General features: G+C 62.5%; 15 protein-coding genes, 1 other RNA gene and 1 pseudogene. 7 read left to right on the plus strand and 10 right to left on the minus strand.

Annotation, left to right across the window (positions count from 1 at the left end; all coding sequences use genetic code 11):
- Positions 1–750 precede the first annotated feature (750 nt).
- Positions 751–1,656 carry a dienelactone hydrolase family protein gene (locus tag X730_RS135740; RefSeq protein WP_023735955.1) on the plus strand — a complete coding sequence of 302 codons (906 nt, stop codon included), beginning with the start codon at positions 751–753 and terminating at the stop codon, positions 1,654–1,656.
- 3 nt (positions 1,657–1,659) lie between these two features.
- On the opposite strand, the gene X730_RS135735 is transcribed toward X730_RS135740, so the two are convergent.
- From X730_RS135735 to X730_RS135720, 4 genes are all read right to left on the minus strand, one after another.
- The gene (locus X730_RS135735; protein WP_023668313.1) at positions 1,660–2,109 is read right to left on the minus strand and encodes a response regulator; all 450 of its coding nucleotides are present in this window, start codon (positions 2,107–2,109) and stop codon (positions 1,660–1,662) included.
- The gene (locus X730_RS135730; RefSeq protein WP_023668314.1) at positions 2,106–3,254 is read right to left on the minus strand and encodes a histidine kinase dimerization/phosphoacceptor domain -containing protein; all 1,149 of its coding nucleotides are present in this window, start codon (positions 3,252–3,254) and stop codon (positions 2,106–2,108) included. The genes X730_RS135735 and X730_RS135730 overlap by 4 nt, the downstream gene beginning before the upstream one ends.
- Positions 3,255–3,512: 258 nt before the next feature.
- Complete coding sequence (locus X730_RS135725) at positions 3,513–3,710, minus strand: hypothetical protein (protein WP_013531006.1); 198 nt, start codon at positions 3,708–3,710, stop codon at positions 3,513–3,515.
- A 146-nt stretch (positions 3,711–3,856) separates the two neighbouring features.
- Complete coding sequence (locus tag X730_RS135720; protein ID WP_031197523.1) at positions 3,857–4,342, minus strand: thioesterase family protein; 486 nt, start codon at positions 4,340–4,342, stop codon at positions 3,857–3,859.
- A 102-nt stretch (positions 4,343–4,444) separates the two neighbouring features.
- Between X730_RS135720 and X730_RS135715 the strand changes: the two genes are divergently transcribed.
- The 4 genes and pseudogenes from X730_RS135715 to X730_RS135705 all read left to right on the plus strand — a co-directional run.
- Positions 4,445–5,854: an FAD-linked oxidase C-terminal domain-containing protein gene (locus X730_RS135715; RefSeq protein ID WP_023725338.1), complete on the plus strand. Its 1,410-nt coding sequence runs from the start codon at positions 4,445–4,447 to the stop codon at positions 5,852–5,854.
- Between the two features lie 20 nt (positions 5,855–5,874).
- Positions 5,875–6,354: a hypothetical protein gene (locus tag X730_RS00360; RefSeq protein WP_023667425.1), complete on the plus strand. Its 480-nt coding sequence runs from the start codon at positions 5,875–5,877 to the stop codon at positions 6,352–6,354.
- Positions 6,355–6,511: 157 nt separating this feature from the next.
- Positions 6,512–10,465: an AsmA family protein gene (locus tag X730_RS135710; protein WP_023817966.1), complete on the plus strand. Its 3,954-nt coding sequence runs from the start codon at positions 6,512–6,514 to the stop codon at positions 10,463–10,465.
- 161 nt (positions 10,466–10,626) lie between these two features.
- Positions 10,627–11,262 (plus strand): annotated as a pseudogene (locus X730_RS135705) (CBS domain-containing protein); the annotation flags it as partial.
- Here the strand turns inward: X730_RS135705 and X730_RS135700 are convergent.
- The 4 genes from X730_RS135700 to X730_RS135685 all read right to left on the minus strand — a co-directional run bounded on the left by X730_RS135700 (position 11,259) and on the right by X730_RS135685 (position 13,072).
- On the minus strand, positions 11,259–11,486 hold the full coding sequence (locus X730_RS135700) for a ribbon-helix-helix domain-containing protein (protein ID WP_023667421.1): 228 nt from the start codon (positions 11,484–11,486) through the stop codon (positions 11,259–11,261). The pseudogene X730_RS135705 and the gene X730_RS135700 overlap by 4 nt on opposite strands.
- Before the next feature lie 13 nt (positions 11,487–11,499).
- Positions 11,500–11,694 carry a DUF4169 family protein gene (locus X730_RS135695; protein WP_023667420.1) on the minus strand — a complete coding sequence of 65 codons (195 nt, stop codon included), beginning with the start codon at positions 11,692–11,694 and terminating at the stop codon, positions 11,500–11,502.
- 18 nt (positions 11,695–11,712) lie between these two features.
- Positions 11,713–12,258, minus strand: a complete 546-nt coding sequence (locus tag X730_RS135690) for an SspB family protein (RefSeq protein ID WP_023667419.1) — start codon at positions 12,256–12,258, stop codon at positions 11,713–11,715.
- A gap of 130 nt (positions 12,259–12,388) precedes the next feature.
- A complete protein-coding gene (locus X730_RS135685) occupies positions 12,389–13,072 on the minus strand; it encodes a TetR/AcrR family transcriptional regulator (RefSeq protein WP_023668320.1) in 684 nt (227 codons plus the stop codon).
- Between the two features lie 188 nt (positions 13,073–13,260).
- Between X730_RS135685 and X730_RS135680 the strand changes: the two genes are divergently transcribed.
- Entirely contained in the window at positions 13,261–14,466 is a 1,206-nt protein-coding gene (locus tag X730_RS135680) for a multidrug effflux MFS transporter (protein WP_031197524.1), read from the plus strand.
- A 212-nt stretch (positions 14,467–14,678) separates the two neighbouring features.
- Here X730_RS135680 and ssrA read toward each other — a convergent pair.
- Positions 14,679–15,037: a transfer-messenger RNA gene (gene ssrA, locus X730_RS1000000167185) on the minus strand.
- A gap of 168 nt (positions 15,038–15,205) precedes the next feature.
- Between ssrA and X730_RS135675 the strand changes: the two genes are divergently transcribed.
- On the plus strand, positions 15,206–15,517 hold the full coding sequence (locus tag X730_RS135675) for a DUF2853 family protein (protein ID WP_023668323.1): 312 nt from the start codon (positions 15,206–15,208) through the stop codon (positions 15,515–15,517).
- A 385-nt stretch (positions 15,518–15,902) separates the two neighbouring features.
- Here X730_RS135675 and X730_RS135670 read toward each other — a convergent pair whose 3' ends face one another.
- Positions 15,903–16,070: a hypothetical protein gene (locus X730_RS135670; RefSeq protein ID WP_156936170.1), complete on the minus strand. Its 168-nt coding sequence runs from the start codon at positions 16,068–16,070 to the stop codon at positions 15,903–15,905.
- Between the last annotated feature and the right edge of the window lie 61 nt (positions 16,071–16,131).

Below are 16,131 nucleotides of genomic sequence, written 5' to 3' on the forward strand. Positions count from 1 at the left end.
CCTCCGGCGGACAAGAAAACTGTCACCCATGCTATCGGTCCATTCTGTTACCTATCTATCCGGTTCGGACACCGGCATCTTCTCCCCGTATAGTGACGGGGAGAAGGGGCAGCTTCAGCGTTGGCGCCCTTTCCTGCAACGCTGGCGATTGGCGAAATCATCGATGACGGCATCCTTCTCCCCGTCACTATACGGGGAGAAGTGCCCGGCAGGGCGATGAGGGGCAGCAGCAGCCTTGGTCAGCTTGCGTAAGAGATGGCCTTTGAGGCTGGGCACGGAGCCCAGTACTTCATTGGTTAGCTGCGGCCCTGTTTCGGCCTGCTGGATCAGCGTGGTGACGGCCGACGCCGGTCGACGCGGACATTCACCATCCGAGCGGCGGCTGCGGCAGCAGCGGAGCGCATTGCCAGCAAGGCAGCAACAGCAAGCACGAGCGCGCTTGCAAGGATCGGAGTAGACAAGGTCATGGCGTTGTTCCTTCTCGTCGGGCTCGCCGCTACGAGCGAGACCATCATCAGCTTCCTTCCATATTGTGGCGGCACCATCGACATTCTCTGAAATGACCAAAATGTGATGGGCGCGTTCCGCGGGGCCGCCGCATCGTTCGATGGCGCAAGCGTCACCCATCCGAGACTGGACCGTGCGAGCTTGCACCCTATCTTGATCCGCGAGTCATCCCGGAGTGACCGCGAGGTCATCCCGGAGTGACCATGAGTGACCGTGAGATCATCTCCTAACGAGGAGCACGCCATGACGAAACCCACCGCCGAAGCCGTAAAACCTGCCAAACCTGCCATCACCCAGGCGATGATCGATGCCTATGACGAATACACGCATCTGACGCTCGACCGCCGCCGCTTCATGGAACAGCTGACCAGGCTTGCCGGTTCGGGCGCGGCGGCGGCCGCGATCGCGCCGCTGCTTGCGGCGAATTCGGCGCAGGCGGCAATCGTCGCCGACAACGATCCGCGCGTGAAGGCTGAAGATATCACCTATTCCGGCAGCAGCGGTGAGATGAAGGGCTATCTTGTCAGGCCGGCGGACCAGTCCGGCAAGCTCGGCACCGTCATCGTGGTGCATGAGAACAGGGGGCTCAACCCGCATATCAAGGATGTGGCGCGGCGCGTTGCGCTGGAGGGGTTCGTGGCGCTGGCCCCGGATTTCCTGTCGCCGCTCGGCGGCACGCCCGCCGACGAGGACAAGGCGCGCGACATGTTCACCAAGCTCGACGCCAGCCATGTCACCGCCGATGGTGTGGCGACCATCGCCTATCTCAAGGGCGAGAAGGACGGCAACGGCAAGGTCGGTGCTGTCGGCTTCTGCTGGGGCGGCGGCACGGTCAACAATCTGGCGGTCAACGCGCCCGATCTCGCCGCCGGCGTCGCCTATTACGGCATGCAGCCGAAGGCCGAGGATGTGGCGAAGATCAAGGCGGCGCTGTTGCTGCACTATGCCGGGCTGGACGAGCGCATCGACGCCGGCATCGATGCCTACAAGAAGGCGCTCGACGCCGCCCATGTCGAATACACCGTCTATGTCTATGACGGCGTCAACCATGCCTTCAACAACGACACCTCGGCCGCGCGCTATGACAAGAAGGCAGCCGATCTCGCCTGGGGACGGACGATCGCTTTCCTCAAGGAGAAGCTGGCGTAAGCTTCAGGCCGCCGACGACGCCCATACGCTTTCATAGGCCGGCGACAGCGTAAAACCGGCCGGCAGCACCGAGACCGGGGGCGGGCGCCGCACGCCCTCCTGCAGATAGCGCAACGCCGACACCAGTCCGTTCATCGTGTAGGGCTTGGCGATGACGCCGATCGCGCCGGCGAAATGGTCGGGGATGCGTTTTGGATTGGCGGTCATGAACACCACCATGGAACGGTTACCCTCGCGGATATGCTCGGCAACCTCGACCCCGGTTGGTCCGTCGGCGAGGTGGATATCGACAAAGGCAATATCGGCATCGGCGGTATCAATCATACCTCTTGCTTCGGCCAACGATGTCGCCCAACCCACAACGCTGTGGCCGGCTTCCTCGACGAGGCTTTCCAGTTCCATCGCCAGCAACGCCTCATCCTCGACGATCAGGACCTTGAGCGGTTCGTTCATGACAGCTTCCCTTTCTGCTGCGGTTCGTTCGGCATCGAGATGACGACCTTTGTGCCCGGGCCGGCGTCGCGCCATTCGATGTCGGCATGCAACTGACGGGCAAGCGACTTGATCAGCCGCATGCCGAAAGAAGCATCGCCACTGGCCTCGGCCATGCCGACGCCGTCATCGGAAACCTCGATGTTGAAGTGGCCGTCGGGCTGGCTCATCTTGATGCCGATGCGCCCCGCGGTGGTGCCGTCCGGCTTTTCCTTGAAGGCATGCTTCAGCGCGTTGGTGACAAGCTCATTGACCATCAAGGCAACAGGCGTGGCTTTTTCGGCCGGAATGACGATGGGTTCGAGGTCCAGCGTCGGCTTGATCTCGGCGCGCCCCGATGCGGTCAGCAGGTCGGTGACCAGATCCCTGGCGAAATCCGAGACATCGAAGCGGCTGACATCCTTTGACTGGTAGAGACGGCGATGCACAGTGCTCAGCGCCTCGATGCGCTCCAGCATGGTGGTCAGGGATCGCTTCGTCGCTTCATCCTTGATTGCCCGGCTTTGCATGATGATCAGCGAGGAGATCATCTGCAGGTTGTTTTTCACCCGATGGTCGACCTCGTGCAGCAGCGTGGTCTGCGCCTCAAGGGCGGCCTCAAGCTCGCGTGTGCGTTCCTTGACAGCCTTTTCAAAACGGTTCTTGTCGGCGGTGATTCGATCCTCCGAGCGCTTGCGATCCGAGACGTCGAGCTGTGAGGCAAAGAAGAACAGGAGTTCGCCTTTGTCGTTGGAAACCGGGCTGATGTAGAGCGCATTCCAGAACGTCGAGCCGTCCTTGCGGTAGTTCAACAGATCGATGGCGATATCGGTTCCCGCTGCTATCGCGTCGCGCACGCTAGCTACAGCTGCCTTGTCTGTCTCTGGCCCCTGAAGGAAGCGGCAGTTCTTGCCCATGACCTCGTCGCGCTCGTAGCCGGTCAGGCGCAGGAACGCGTCATTGGCAAAGACGATCGGATTGTCCGCCTGACGGGGATCGGTGATGACCATCGACATGCGGGTGGCGCGGATGGCGGCCGCGAACGGATCGCCCTTGCCGTGCTCGGCATGCAGATTGTCCGTCATGTGCCATGCGTCGGCCGGTTCCCTGGTCCTTTTCCAGTCCATGCTTTCACTCCAAGCCGTTTTTCAGGGGTCACAACGGCTTAGACGTGGAATTGGTTCAATCTTGATCTTCTTGTCGCAGGCAGCCATTTGCGGAACCGAATCGCCGGTTCCACAACGGATTGAAATAAATGGGTTTGAAGGTTGTCGGATGTAGCCGATTCGCTGAAAGCAGGGCTGGCGCCGACCTATAGAAATGATCAGATCGCAATTGTCCGTGGCGGCGCTCGCCAGTGTCGGCTTCTCAGGGCAGGGGAAACGTCAGGCGTGGCCACGCTTCATGCGCGCCTGCTTCAGGATGGCGCGCCAGCGGATCATGTCGAAGGGGATTGGCTCGTTGTTGTTGGCGATGTGGAAGATCTCGTTGTTGACGTTCTTCAACGAGCGCCAGAAATCATAGTCGGTGATGCGCGGATCGGCAGCCAGCCTGTCCACCTCGACCTTGATGTCGGTTTTCATGCACGTTCCTCGAACCGCCTGTTGCCCGCCGCCCGCATCGCAACTCGCATGGCACCGTTCTCAAACGGTCCGCTGAGTCGTTCAATGGCTCAAATGGCTTGTTCACGTTAAAACCTTGGTAAGGTTAACGCGGGCGCGGCAGCGCTTCAAGCGGTCCTGCGGCGAATACCGATCGAACGGCCGGCGCGTTCGGGCATCGGCAGTGCAGAGTGGGCGGCGCGCATCGCTTCCACCTTGGCCTGCACGTCGGCGGGGAAGGGCGCGACTTTCGGCCCGGACATGTCGACATGCAGCGACAGGGTTTCGGAAGTGGCGGCGAGCCAGCCATCGACATGGCGGATTTCCTGGTAGGCCCGCAGCCGCTTGTCGTCGTGATCGATCAGCTGGAAGGATACGACGACCTTGTGTTCGAGGTGCAGTTCCTGGACATAGCAAACATGGACTTCGGCCGTGTAGATGGTCAGGCGCCGCTCTTTGACATAGTCCAGCCCCATGCCCATCGCCTCGAACGCCTCATCCGAGCAGCGGTCGAACAACACGTTGTAATAGGCCATGTTGAGATGGCCGTTGTAGTCGATCCAGTCCTTCTCGATGTCCATCGGTTTGGAAACTAAGGGGGCGGGAACAGGCATGGAAAGTTCCTTGTTCTGGTGCTGGACAGAGCGCGGCAGTCGAGACTACGCATCCATAATCGCATAACAAGCGTGGACGCTGGTCCATTCGCGGAGGAATTCATGGCTCTGAGCGACCTCAATCCGGTCGAACGCAACGAGGAAGGCATCGCCGCCGTGCTCGGCATTCTCAAGCAGCAGCTCGGCGAACGCTTCCAGACAGGCGCGGCGATCCGCTCGCAGCATGCGCATACCACCACCTATATTCCGACGCAGGCGCCTGACGGTGTCGCGTTCTCGGAGACGACAGAAGAGGTGCAGGAGATCGTACGTGCCTGCGCCGCGCACCGCGTGCCGGTCATCGCCTTCGGCGTCGGTTCCTCGCTGGAGGGCCACACCAACGCGCCGGGTGGCGGCATCTCGGTCGACACCTCGCGCATGAACCGCATCCTGTCGGTCAACCCCGAGGATCTCGACTGCACGGTCGAGCCTGGCGTAACGCGCGAGGATTTGAATCGGCACCTGCGCGATACCGGCCTGTTCTTCCCCATCGATCCCGGCGCCAATGCTTCGCTCGGCGGCATGGCGGCAACGCGGGCCTCCGGCACCAATGCGGTGCGCTACGGCACGATGCGTGAAAACGTGCTGTCGCTGACGGCCGTCATGGCCGATGGCGAGACGGTGACGACCGGCAAGCGGGCGAAAAAGAGTTCGGCCGGCTACGATCTGACGCGGCTTCTGGTCGGCTCGGAAGGCACGCTCGGCATCATCACCTCGCTGACCTTGAAGCTGCAAGGCATTCCGCAGGCGATCTCCGGCGGCGTCTGCCCGTTTCCAAACCTCGAGGCGGCCTGCAACGCGGTCATCGCGACCATCCAGATGGGCATTCCGGTGGCGCGGATCGAACTGGTCAATGGACTGCAGATGCGGGCGATGAAGAATTACTCGAAGCTCGATTATCCCGAGAGCCCGTGCCTGTTCGTCGAGTTCCACGGCAGCGATGCCGGCGTCGCCGAACAGGCCGAGACCTTCGGTGCCATTGCTGAAGACAATGGCGGCGGGCCATTCCTTTGGACCAGCGTCGCCGAGGAGCGCACGAAACTCTGGAAAGCCAGGCACGATGCTTATTGGGCGTCGCTGACGCTACGGCCGGGCGCCAAGGGCCTTTCGACCGATGTCTGCGTGCCGATCTCGCGGCTGGCCGAATGCGTTGCCGAAACCGAGGCCGACATTGCCGAGATGGGCCTGGTTGCGCCGATCGTCGGCCATGCCGGCGACGGCAATTTCCATGTGCTGGTGCTGATGGACGTCAACGACCCCAAAGAGATCGCGCTGGCGGAGAAATTCGTCTCGCGGCTGAACATGCGGGCGATCGCCATGGACGGCACCTGCACCGGCGAACACGGCATCGGCCAGGGCAAGATCGGCTTCCTGCGCCATGAGCTCGGCCATGGTGTCGACATCATGCGCTCCATAAAAAAAGCGCTCGACCCGCAAGACATCATGAACCCGGGCAAGATATTACCTGCATAGCCGAAATGTGAGGAGCGGCAATGGATACCCTGATTATAAGGGCATCGCTTGGCAAGACACTGTTACTGCTGTCGGCCAGCCTCTTCTTTGTCCTGGCCTGCGCTTTCCTGATTTATGTCTCCGAGGACGGCGACACCGCCGGCCTTTGGTGGTGCGTGGCCTTTTTCGGGCTGGTCGCGTTGGTGTTTGCCTGGCAGCTTGTGCGGCCGCAGATTCTGGTGCTGAACGGACAAGGTTTCAGTCTCGGCGGAGGCCTTGTTCGATCGCCCAACCTGGTCCCCTGGAAGAATATCGAAAGCTTCTTCGTCGTCCATCGCCGGCGCAGGATAGGCGATATGATCGGGTACAATTTCGCACCGGGGGTCAAGAAAAGCTCCGTCATGGGCAGCGTGACCAAAAGCCTCGGCGCCGAAGCCGCATTACCGCAGGGCTGGACATTGTCGCCCGAGGAGATGGTGGTGCTGCTGAACGAATATCGCCGACGGGCCATGGCAGGATAGTCTCTTGCGCACAGGCCGGACCGCGGTCAAAGGCGTCCAAAAATCTCTGCTCTTCCAGATACATCAGAGATCAAGCAACTCTGGATGAATTGCCTCTTTATCGACACGCTGATGCGGGTAGAGTGCGGCTGACTTTCAATCAACCCGTTCGGAGCTGATGCTCGCACGCCTGTTCGTGATCTTCGGTGGCTTGTTTGTGCTGGTGCTGGTTGCGGCGCTGGTGGTGCCGTATTTTGTCGATTGGACCGGGTACCGCGCCCAATTCGAGCGCGAGGCGAGCGCCATTCTCGGCCGCAAGGTGACGGTGCAAGGCGACGCCACGGCGCGGCTGTTGCCGTTCCCCTCGGTGACCTTCTCAAACGTCACGGTCGCCGGCGGCCCCGGCGGCCAGCCGGCAATGACCGTCGAGACCTTTTCGATGGACGCGGAACTGGCGCCGTTCCTGCGCGGCGAAGTGCTGATTTTCGACATGCGGCTGGTGCATCCGAAGGCGACGATCGACATCGCCGATAACGGCACGGTCGACTGGGCGATACGGCCGTCCTCGCCCTTCGATCTCAACCAGATCTCGATCGAGAAGCTCACGGTGACGGAGGGAGAAATTGCGCTCCGCCATGCCGCAGGCGGGCGCAGCCATCTGATTTCCGAGATCAATTCGACCATCTCTGCCAAGTCGCTGGCCGGGCCGTGGCGCATGGACGGAACGTTGCTGCTCGACGGACTGCGTTCGACGGTTGCGGCTTCGACCGGCAAGGCCGAAGGCAGCGGCCAGATGCGGCTGAGGCTCAAGGTCGATCCCGATGCCTATCCACTGGTCATCGAAACCGACGGCAATGCAGGCATCGTCAATGGGGCTGCCGTCTATTCCGGCCAGTTCAAGATTTCCGGCAACGACAAGAATTCGGCTACGCTGCGCGGCAGCGATGGTGAGGTTGTCGAGATCAATACGGGCAAGGTCAGGGCCGGCAAGCCCGATCCGGGCTTCCGGCTGAACGGCAAGTTCTCGCTTGATCACCAGAAGCTCGGCGTCGACGAATTCCGCTTCGAGACCGGGCCGCTCGACAATCCCTACACAGCCGACGGCAAGGCTTCGGTCGATCTCGGCCTTAGGCCGAACTTCGCCATCGAGGCCAATGGCGCGCAGGTGCAACTGGACGAGGCGGTGGGCGCTGAGAAGGGCGCCGGCCTGACGCTGGACCAGCGCATTGCCGGAATCGAGCAGGCGCTGCTCGAACTGCCGAAGCCGAGCATCCCCGGCACTGTCGAGGTCAAGCTGCCGGCGGTGGTGGCCGGCGACACCACGGTGCGCGACGTGCATCTCTCGGCCGAGCCGGTCGAGGGCGGCTGGTCGGTGAAATCGCTGGCCGCGACCTTGCCCGGGCGCACGACGCTGGAAGCCAGCGGCATGCTCAGCGTCGAAGATCATTTCGGTTTCAGCGGCTCCATGCTGCTGGCGGTGGCGCAGCCTTCCGGCTTTGCTGCCTGGTTGTCGAAAGATGTCGACGAGGCGATCCGCCGGCTGCCGGCCGCCGGCTTCAAGGCCAAGGTGGAGCTGTCGGAGAAGCGCCAGGCGTTCAGCGATCTCGAACTGATCCTCGGCAAGTCGAAGTTCACCGGCCGCATCGATTCCAACCAGCCCGACGACGCCAAGTCCTCGGTGCTGATGCGGCTCGAGGGCGGCGAACTCGATGTCGACGGGCTGACGGCCTTCGCCTCGATCTTCGTCAGCCACAAGGGCGCCAACCGCTTTTCCGACCGTGACCTCGATTTTCAGATCAAGGCAGGGCCGGTCAATGCCGGCGGGCTCACCGCCGACACGGTCGATACCGCGCTCCGGCTCCGCGACGGGCTGCTCGAAATCGACCGGCTGTCGATTGGCGGCCTTGCCGGCGCCTCGATCAGCGCCACCGGCCGGATCAAGGATTTTCCCGCAAGCCCGACCGGCAAGCTCGATGCCTCGGTGGTCGCCGTCGATCTGAAGCCGCTGATCGACATTGCCGCGCAACACTATCCCGACAATCTGATGCTGAAGGGACTGGCTGGCCGCACGGCCGCCTATCCTGAACTGTTCCAGGACGCGCGCGTCGATCTGGTGGCGAGCGCCGCCGACAATGGCGACGGCACCACCGGGCTGGCGGTGAGCGGACAAGGCAAGGCCGGCGGTTCGGGCTTTTCGGCGTCGCTGTCGGGCAAGGGGGCCGTAGGCCAGTTGCTTGACGCGCCGGTGACGCTGACCTTCAACGCCAAAAATCCCGACGCCACGGCGCTGCTGGCGCTCTACGGCCTGCCGGCGCTGCCGCTCGGCATGCTCGGCCAGGCAAGCACCGATATTTCGGCGAAAGGCACGCTCGGCGGCGGCCTGGCGACGAGCTTCAATTTCGCCGCCGACGACTTCAAGGCGACGTTCGACGGCACCGTTGCTCAGACGCCGCAAGGCGCCACCGCCAAGGGCAAGATCGGCCTCGACGCCTCCGACATCGAGCCTTGGCTGATGACGACCGGCGCCGGCCTGCCGGGCATGGGAACGGGCACCTCGACCTCGCTCAGCGCGGATGCCGATTTCGGCAGTGGCCTGCTGGTGTTGAGCGGTCTCAGCGGATCCATCAACGAGTCGGAGATTTCGGGCGACGTCAACATCGATGCGAAGCAGGGGCTGCCGCATTTTGCCGGTGCGCTGGCGCTCGACGAACTGGACCTCGACCCGATTGCGGTTGCGCTGTTCGGTGACCAGTCGTTCCTCAGCAGCAACGCGAACTGGCCGACGGCGCCATTCAGCCAGAAATCCAGCCTGCCGTTCAGCGCCGATCTCGATCTGACGACGGCGACGCTTGCCGCCGGACCGCTGGCGACAGCCTATGATGCGTCGCTGTCGTTGAAACTGGACCAGGAAGGCATCCGCGTTTCGGACCTGAAGGCAAAACTGCTCGGCGGCGCGCTCACCGGATTGTTCGAGTTGAAGAACACAGACGGCACGGGGCTGTTCTCCGGCCAGATGAGGCTTGCCGGCGCCGACCTGGCGACTGTGCTGCCGGCTGCCGGATTGAGTGGCAACGGCGATTTCTCGACAGGGCTGTCGACCAGCGGCAAATCGGTCGACGCGATGATTGCCGCACTCTCCGGCTCGGGCACGGCGGCGCTGAAAGGCCTCACCATTGCCGGCGTCAATCCCGATGCCTTCGGCGCGTTGATTGCCAAGGCCGATGCGATCGGGCGCGACATCGACGTGGCCAAGACCGCGGGCTTTGCACCTGAGATCGCTGGCGACGGCAGCTTTGCTGCCGGCGATGCCGACATCGCCTTCACGGTCGCCGGCGGCACGTTGCGGGCACCACCGATCAAATTCGAAAACCAGGCGGCGACGCTGTCTGCCGACATCACGGCCGACCTCAACACCGGCACCGTCGCCACCAAGGGCGCTGTCACCTACAAGCCTGGCGACGAGGCGCTGATCGGCTCCGATCCGACGGTCAATTTCAGCGTCGATGGGCCGTTCGGGGCGCTGAAGAAGCAGTTCGACAGCGAGCCGCTGGCGCAATTTTTGACCCAGCGCGCGCTGGAAAAGGAGCAGCAGCGGGTCGAGGCTATGCAGGCCGCACTGCTCGAGAAGCAGCGGCTGCGGCGCGAGGTGCGCTACTACGCCGCCCTGCAGACCGAGCGCGACAACGCCGCCGAGGAATTGCGCAAGCAGGAGGAAGCGGCACGGCTCAAAGCCGAGGCCGACGCCAAGGCGAAGGCACAGGCCGATGCGAAGGCACAGGACGAAGCGGATGCCAAGGCCAAGGCGGATGCCGAAGCAAAGGCCGATGCCGATGCGAAAGCGCAGGCAGAGGCTGACGCAAAGGCCAAGGCAGATGCGGACGCGAAAGCCCAGGCGGAAGAGCAGGCTGCCGAAGACGCCGCCAAGGCCGAGGACGAACGGAAGAAGGCCGAACAGGCTCGGATCGCTTCGCAGGAAAAAGCCAGGCTGGAGGCCGAGCGCAAGGCTCAGGAGCAGGCGCCGAAGGTCGACCGCTCACTTCCCGGTGTCAGTGACGGTTCGGCCCCGGCGCCGCCGAAGCCCAGGACAAATCCGTTCTCCGTCGACAATCTGCTGAAGTCGCTGGGCAATTAGGCACCCGCATCGCCGACGGCACCGGTCCGCGACTTGCGGACTATTGCTTGTGACGGGTCAGCAGGCGTCCCAGCATCGGTTCGATGCGCTTGAGCTCATCGAGANATCGAGATGCGCGGCGGACAATTCGGCAAGACGGTCTTCGGCGTGTTCGGTCAAGCTTTGCGGTCGAACTCACCGGCAACACCCATGTGCTGGTGCCGTTGATCGCCGCTTGCGCGGCCGCTCACGCGGTCACCGTGCTGTTGATGAAGCGGTCGATCCTGACGGAAAAGATTGCCAGGCGAGGGCATCATCTGGTTCGCGAATATCGTGTCGATCCCTTCGCGCTGACCAGGGTGCGCGAGGTCATGACCGCGCAGGTGGAGAGCGTGCCGGCGACGATGACGCTACATGGCGCAGCCGCCTTCCTGACCGCGCCCCAGACGCGGCATCCGAGCTTTCCCGTCGTCAGCGAAGACGGCCAGGTGCTTGGCGTCATCGATCCGCCGGCGATCCTGCGCTGGAGGCGCGCGGGCGAGCACCGCACCACGACGCTTGGCGAATTGCTTGCCGGCGGCAAGCTCACGCTTGCCTATCCGGACGAGTATCTCGAGGGTCTTTCCGACAAGCTGCTGATGGCCAATGTCTCGCATCTGCCGGTTGTCGCGCGCGAGGACGCGCGGCTGGTCGGCTATGTCGGCTGGAAAGATCTGATGCGCGTCCGGTCGAAGAAGCTTGCCGAGGAACGTGATCGCTCGACGCTGCTGGGATTTGGCACCCGCCGCAAGAAACAGGATGCGGTCATAAAGGCCTAAGAAGTTCTGGCGTCGCGCTTGGCCCAGTCCAGCACGTGGAGCCTGAGCGCCGAGGACAGATTGGCATCGCGCGGTCTTGTCTCGTCGATCTCCGCGACCAGGGCAGCAAGGGTCAGCTTGCGCGCGGCGGCAATAGTGACGAGATCGTCATAAAAGGGTTTTTCGAGGGAATAGCTGGTGCGATGGCCGCGGATGGTCACGGAGCGTTTTTCGACCGGGCTCACCGCAGGCGGTCCATCAATCGCCCTGGTCTTCCGGGCGTTCGCGGCGGTGGCCGGCGACGAATTTTTCGGCCTTGTCCGATGTCAGACGGTCACGAGTTCTTTCGGCTTTGGAACGGCCGTGCAGAGCGCGGTTCTCGCCGGCGAGCTTTTCCTTTTCGGTGCGCGCCTTCTGCTTGCGGACCTGGCGAAGGTTGACGATTTCGCCCATGTCGCGCCGACCGTCCCGCTACTTCTTGCGGAAGGCGTCGAGCGACACGACGTCGGCGCCCTTGCCGGCGGCGGCATCGGCCACGGCGGGCTTTTTCTCCGCCTCAGTGGCAGCTGCCTTCTTCTCGGCCTTCGGCTTTTTCTCGGAGACGATAGCCAAAGGCTCGGCAGCCGGCTGGGCGGCTGCATCGTCTTCCGCCGGGACGTCGGTCTTGACGTCGAATTCGAGTTCGAAATTGACCGATGGGTCGTAGAAGCCGCGTACGGCCGAGAACGGGATTTCCAGCTTCTCCGGCACGTCGGAGAAGGACAGCCCGACCTCGAAGCCGGTATCGGTCACCTTGAGGTCCCAATACTGGAACTGGATGACGATGGTCATCTGTTCGGGATAGCGCTCGCGCAGCCTGGAGGACACCCGCACGCCCGGCGCGCCGGTCAGGAATGTGATGAAGAAATGATGATTGCCGGGAAGGCCGGTGCGCGCGACTTCGGCCAGGACCTTGCGCATGACGCCGCGCAATGCCTCCTGGGCCAGGATGTCGTAGCGGATGTGGTCGTCGGCCATGTGCTGGTCGGGTTCCGTTGAATCGTCCGCATAGCTGTAATCAAGCTTGAGCGCGGCGTAAACCGGATATAGATCGCTGATGCGCCGAAGCGAAGCCCGTAACGGACGATTTGATCGCCTGCTTTGGCGTTCAGGCGCTGGCCAGCTGTTTTTCCACCGCTGCCGCTGATCTGCGCTTGCCGAAGGCGCGCAGGAATGTGCGCACGCCGTGGGTCGCGGATTGCAGCACTTCATCTTCCGACGGCATGCCGCCGAGCATGAAGGTGGTCTGCAGTTCGGCGTTGGCTAGCGCCAGGAACTGGCGTGCGGCGACATCGGGATCGTCGACCGCGAGATGGCCGGCATGGGCGAGGCGGGCAAAACGGGCGGCAAGTGCCGGCCAGGTCCGGCCCGGCCCCTGGTCGCGCCATTCGGCGAAGAGCTCGGGATAGCGCTCGCCTTCGGTCTGGATCAGCTTGCGCAGGAAGCGTCCGTCGCGGTTGCAGATGCAGTTCTGATTCATGCGCACGGCAAAGCCGATCAGGTCGGCTTCCAGATCCTTCGGCTGGTCTGGGAAAGAGGCGAAGGTGGCGAAGATGCCGGCATTGCAGCGCTCCGTCAGATCGCGCACCACAGCCATGAAGAGCTTTTCCTTGTCGCGGTGGTGATTATAGATGGTCTGGCGCGACACGCCGGCCTCCACCGCGATCAGGTCGATATTGGCGCCGGCAAAGCCTTCCCGGCAAAAGACCGAAGCCGCCGCATCGATAATCGACATACGCTTGGCCTCGTGGCCGCGTGGCGGGAAAATGTCAGGAGAAACGGCAAGCTTCATAGAAATCTATATAGAGGTGATTGACGAATTAGACAAGGCTGTCTAAATTTGTGGACACAACAAATGGTGAATTCGCTCCGTAGAGACGAATAATCTCGCTCTGAGCCGTTGGATTTCAACGGGATGGAACGTCCTAGGGTTAGTCGTCGCGTTGGCGGCGCCAACCAGACTTGAAAGAAGCCTTTATCATGAGTCCCAAATTCCTCCGCATCGCGGTCGTGCTCGGCCTGTTGTCCGCTATCGGCCCCTTCGCCATCGACATGTATCTGCCGGCGTTGCCTTCGATCGGCGAGGATCTGCATGCCGGCACCGCCGCCGTTCAGATGAGCCTTTTGATCTTCTTCCTGTCGATGGGCTTCGGCCAGATCGTCGTCGGACCGATCTCCGACATGGTCGGCCGCAAGCTGCCGCTTTACGGCGGCCTTGCGCTGTTCATGGTCGGCGGTATCGGTTCGGCCATGAGCCCGACCATCGAATGGCTGATCGCCTTCCGCTTCCTGCAGGGGCTGGGCGCCAGCGCCGGCATGGCGGTGCCGCGCGCCATCGTGCGCGACCTGCACACCGGCACCGAAGCCGCCAAGCTGATGTCGCTGCTGATGCTGGTGTTTTCGGTGTCGCCGATCCTGGCGCCGCTGACCGGCAGCCAGATCATCGAGAATTTTGGCTGGCGCGCCGTGTTCTGGACGGTGACGGGCGCGGCCCTTCTGGCCACCATTCTGCTGGCGACCTCGCTGAAGGAGACGCGGCCGGCGGAAGAACGCGTCGGTTCGTCCTTCGGAACCGCACTCGCCGGCTATCGCTTCCTCATCGGTGACCGCAATTTCCTCGGCCTGGTGGCGATCGCCGGCTTCGGCATCGCCAGCTTCTTCGTATACCTCTCGAGTTCGTCCTTCATCCTGATCGACCATTACGGGCTGTCGCCTTCCGTCTACAGCGTGTTCTTCTCGATCAATGCGGTGGCCTTCATCGGCATGTCGCAACTGACGGGGATGCTGTCGGAGCGCTTCGGGCTGAAGCGCGTCGTCTGGGTGGCGGTAACCGGCTATGCCACGACGATGGTTGTGCTGTTCGCAGTCATGGCGACCGGCGTCGACCGGCTCGATGTTATGGCGGCACTGCTGTTCGTCGGCTACGGCTTCCTCGGCCTGGTCATCCCGACGACGTCGGTGCTGGCCATGGAAGAGCATGGCGAGATCGCCGGCACGGCCTCGGCGCTGATGGGCACCCTGCACTTCGCCATCGGTGCGCTGGCGATGGGCGTCGCCGGCATCTTCTTCGACGGCACCCCGCTGCCCATGGTGGCCGGCATCACGCTCTGCGCGGTGATCTCGTTCACGCTGGCCAAACTGACGCTTGGCCGCTCGCGCGAAGCCGTTGAAGCGCCGGCCGAGTAAGCTGACCGCCATCGACCGGAAAGGCCGGGTCATCCCGGCCTTTTTCACGTCTGGGGTAATCCGGCCCCGGCCAGAACCACGGCCTTCGACCGACGCCAGCGGCAAATTGCACCAGCTCATGGCTCAATTTGGTGTAGGCTTCGCGGCCCATCGTCATGCGAAATCCGGCCAGCGGCAGCCGGCATTGAGCGTACGATATCGAGGAGGGGAGAAGTGGAGGTTTCTGTTGCCAGGTACCTCCGAACCCCGCCTAGAAGTGCGAACCTCTAGGGCTTGATTTGAAGCTATCGCACCGCTTACGCGGCGAGACGTGCTTCCGCATAGTTGTCATTTGCAACTACAGGTTTAGCCCGATGACGGTGGTACCATGCCGGGCAAAAGTACGATCTTTACACCTTCGTCGATCCTATTTCGCCCCCAGCAACAGCCGCTCTGATCACAGAACGGTTCTTGGTGGAGGCGCCGGGTACCGCCCCCGGGTCCGAACGGCTTATTACATCGCCCATTTATCGCCATAGTCGGTCAAGCCGACAAAACGAATATAGGGGGCGGGCGCACAAAATGAAAGGCCGCAATGACACTTCTTGGCCGCACCAAACTGCGGCGCCGAGGGTTGACTCGCGCGCGGTCTCAACCGAAGCTTTGCGATGGTGAGGAGCATCGACATAGCGCACAAGTTGCGGCAGCGCGCCACAGCCCTCATCGATCGGATCCCGTGGCGCCGACATGGGGAAATTTGATGGCCGATTATCTCGCAGACGTGAAGAAATACGACGCCGCCGCAAATGCCGATGTGGTTGCCAAGATTGTGAAACATCTGGGCATCGCGCTGCGCAACCGCGATTCCTCGCTGGTATCCTGCACCGACCCCAAGGAATTGGAGCGCGTCAAGACCAACTGGGTTGCCAAGAAACTCGGCGTGACCGACGGGGCGAAAGCCGACTCAGCGATCGAGAAGACCTGCAAGGCGTTGGCCGCCGACAGCTCCAAGAGCCGCGTGACTTTCTATTATCTGGTCGCCAAGGATCTGGGCAAGCTCGGCTCTTTGTAGAGATTATTGCCGATAGGCAGAGCGCGCGTTTGATTTTGCTCCTCACCGGAGGTCAGCACCGCCCCTCATTGCCCTGCCGGGCATTTCTCCCCGTATAGTGACGGGGAGAAATGGCTGACCGCAGCCTTGGCTCTCTCTCTCGAACGCTTGTGATTGGCGAAACCGCTGATCACAGCGCCCCTCTCCCCGTCCCTATACGGCATAGGCGCTAAGATAGCTTTGGCATGGACTGAAACTTGCGCTTTCGTGGGTGGTTCGCGCCAGCGATATCGCAAGGCATGGAGATTGTGGCGCAGGGCCGCCAAGGAAGGTTGAGGAAAGATGGTCGCGATCAGAGAGGCGACGATCTGGCGGGTTGCGCGCCACAGCAGCGGGCGCCCGTCGCTCAAGGGGGAGAGACACCCAACTCCTGCGAGAGGGGTTCGGTCACAAGCGCGATGAGGAAGTGTGCAAGGATCCAAGGCCTTGCGATCCTTGGGTCCTTGGCGGGAGGAGAGCGCAGCCCGATCAGGCTCTTCAGGCGCTTGAAGGCGAGTTCGATGCGCCAGCGCATGCGGTAGAGCTTGAGGACCGTATCGGCGGGGAACTCCTCCCGGTCAAGCGAGGTCACAAGC

This window comes from Mesorhizobium sp. L103C131B0, assembly GCF_000502275.1.
In the GTDB taxonomy this organism is placed as follows: domain Bacteria; phylum Pseudomonadota; class Alphaproteobacteria; order Rhizobiales; family Rhizobiaceae; genus Mesorhizobium.

Bases quoted from the DNA above. Each gene is read 5' to 3' on its own strand.
- X730_RS135675 (WP_023668323.1), top strand. From the start codon at position 15,206: ATGGCCGATTATCTCGCAGACGTGAAGAAATACGACGCCGCCGCAAAT.
- X730_RS135690 (WP_023667419.1), bottom strand. From the start codon at position 12,258: ATGGCCGACGACCACATCCGCTACGACATCCTGGCCCAGGAGGCATTG.
- X730_RS135680 (WP_031197524.1), top strand. From the start codon at position 13,261: ATGAGTCCCAAATTCCTCCGCATCGCGGTCGTGCTCGGCCTGTTGTCC.
- X730_RS135720 (WP_031197523.1), bottom strand. From the start codon at position 4,342: ATGCCTGTTCCCGCCCCCTTAGTTTCCAAACCGATGGACATCGAGAAG.
- X730_RS00360 (WP_023667425.1), top strand. From the start codon at position 5,875: ATGGATACCCTGATTATAAGGGCATCGCTTGGCAAGACACTGTTACTG.
- X730_RS135735 (WP_023668313.1), bottom strand. From the start codon at position 2,109: ATGAACGAACCGCTCAAGGTCCTGATCGTCGAGGATGAGGCGTTGCTG.
- X730_RS135715 (WP_023725338.1), top strand. From the start codon at position 4,445: ATGGCTCTGAGCGACCTCAATCCGGTCGAACGCAACGAGGAAGGCATC.
- X730_RS135685 (WP_023668320.1), bottom strand. From the start codon at position 13,072: ATGAAGCTTGCCGTTTCTCCTGACATTTTCCCGCCACGCGGCCACGAG.
- X730_RS135710 (WP_023817966.1), top strand. From the start codon at position 6,512: ATGCTCGCACGCCTGTTCGTGATCTTCGGTGGCTTGTTTGTGCTGGTG.
- X730_RS135725 (WP_013531006.1), bottom strand. From the start codon at position 3,710: ATGAAAACCGACATCAAGGTCGAGGTGGACAGGCTGGCTGCCGATCCG.
- X730_RS135695 (WP_023667420.1), bottom strand. From the start codon at position 11,694: ATGGGCGAAATCGTCAACCTTCGCCAGGTCCGCAAGCAGAAGGCGCGC.
- X730_RS135730 (WP_023668314.1), bottom strand. From the start codon at position 3,254: ATGGACTGGAAAAGGACCAGGGAACCGGCCGACGCATGGCACATGACG.
- X730_RS135740 (WP_023735955.1), top strand. From the start codon at position 751: ATGACGAAACCCACCGCCGAAGCCGTAAAACCTGCCAAACCTGCCATC.
- X730_RS135670 (WP_156936170.1), bottom strand. From the start codon at position 16,070: ATGCGCTGGCGCATCGAACTCGCCTTCAAGCGCCTGAAGAGCCTGATC.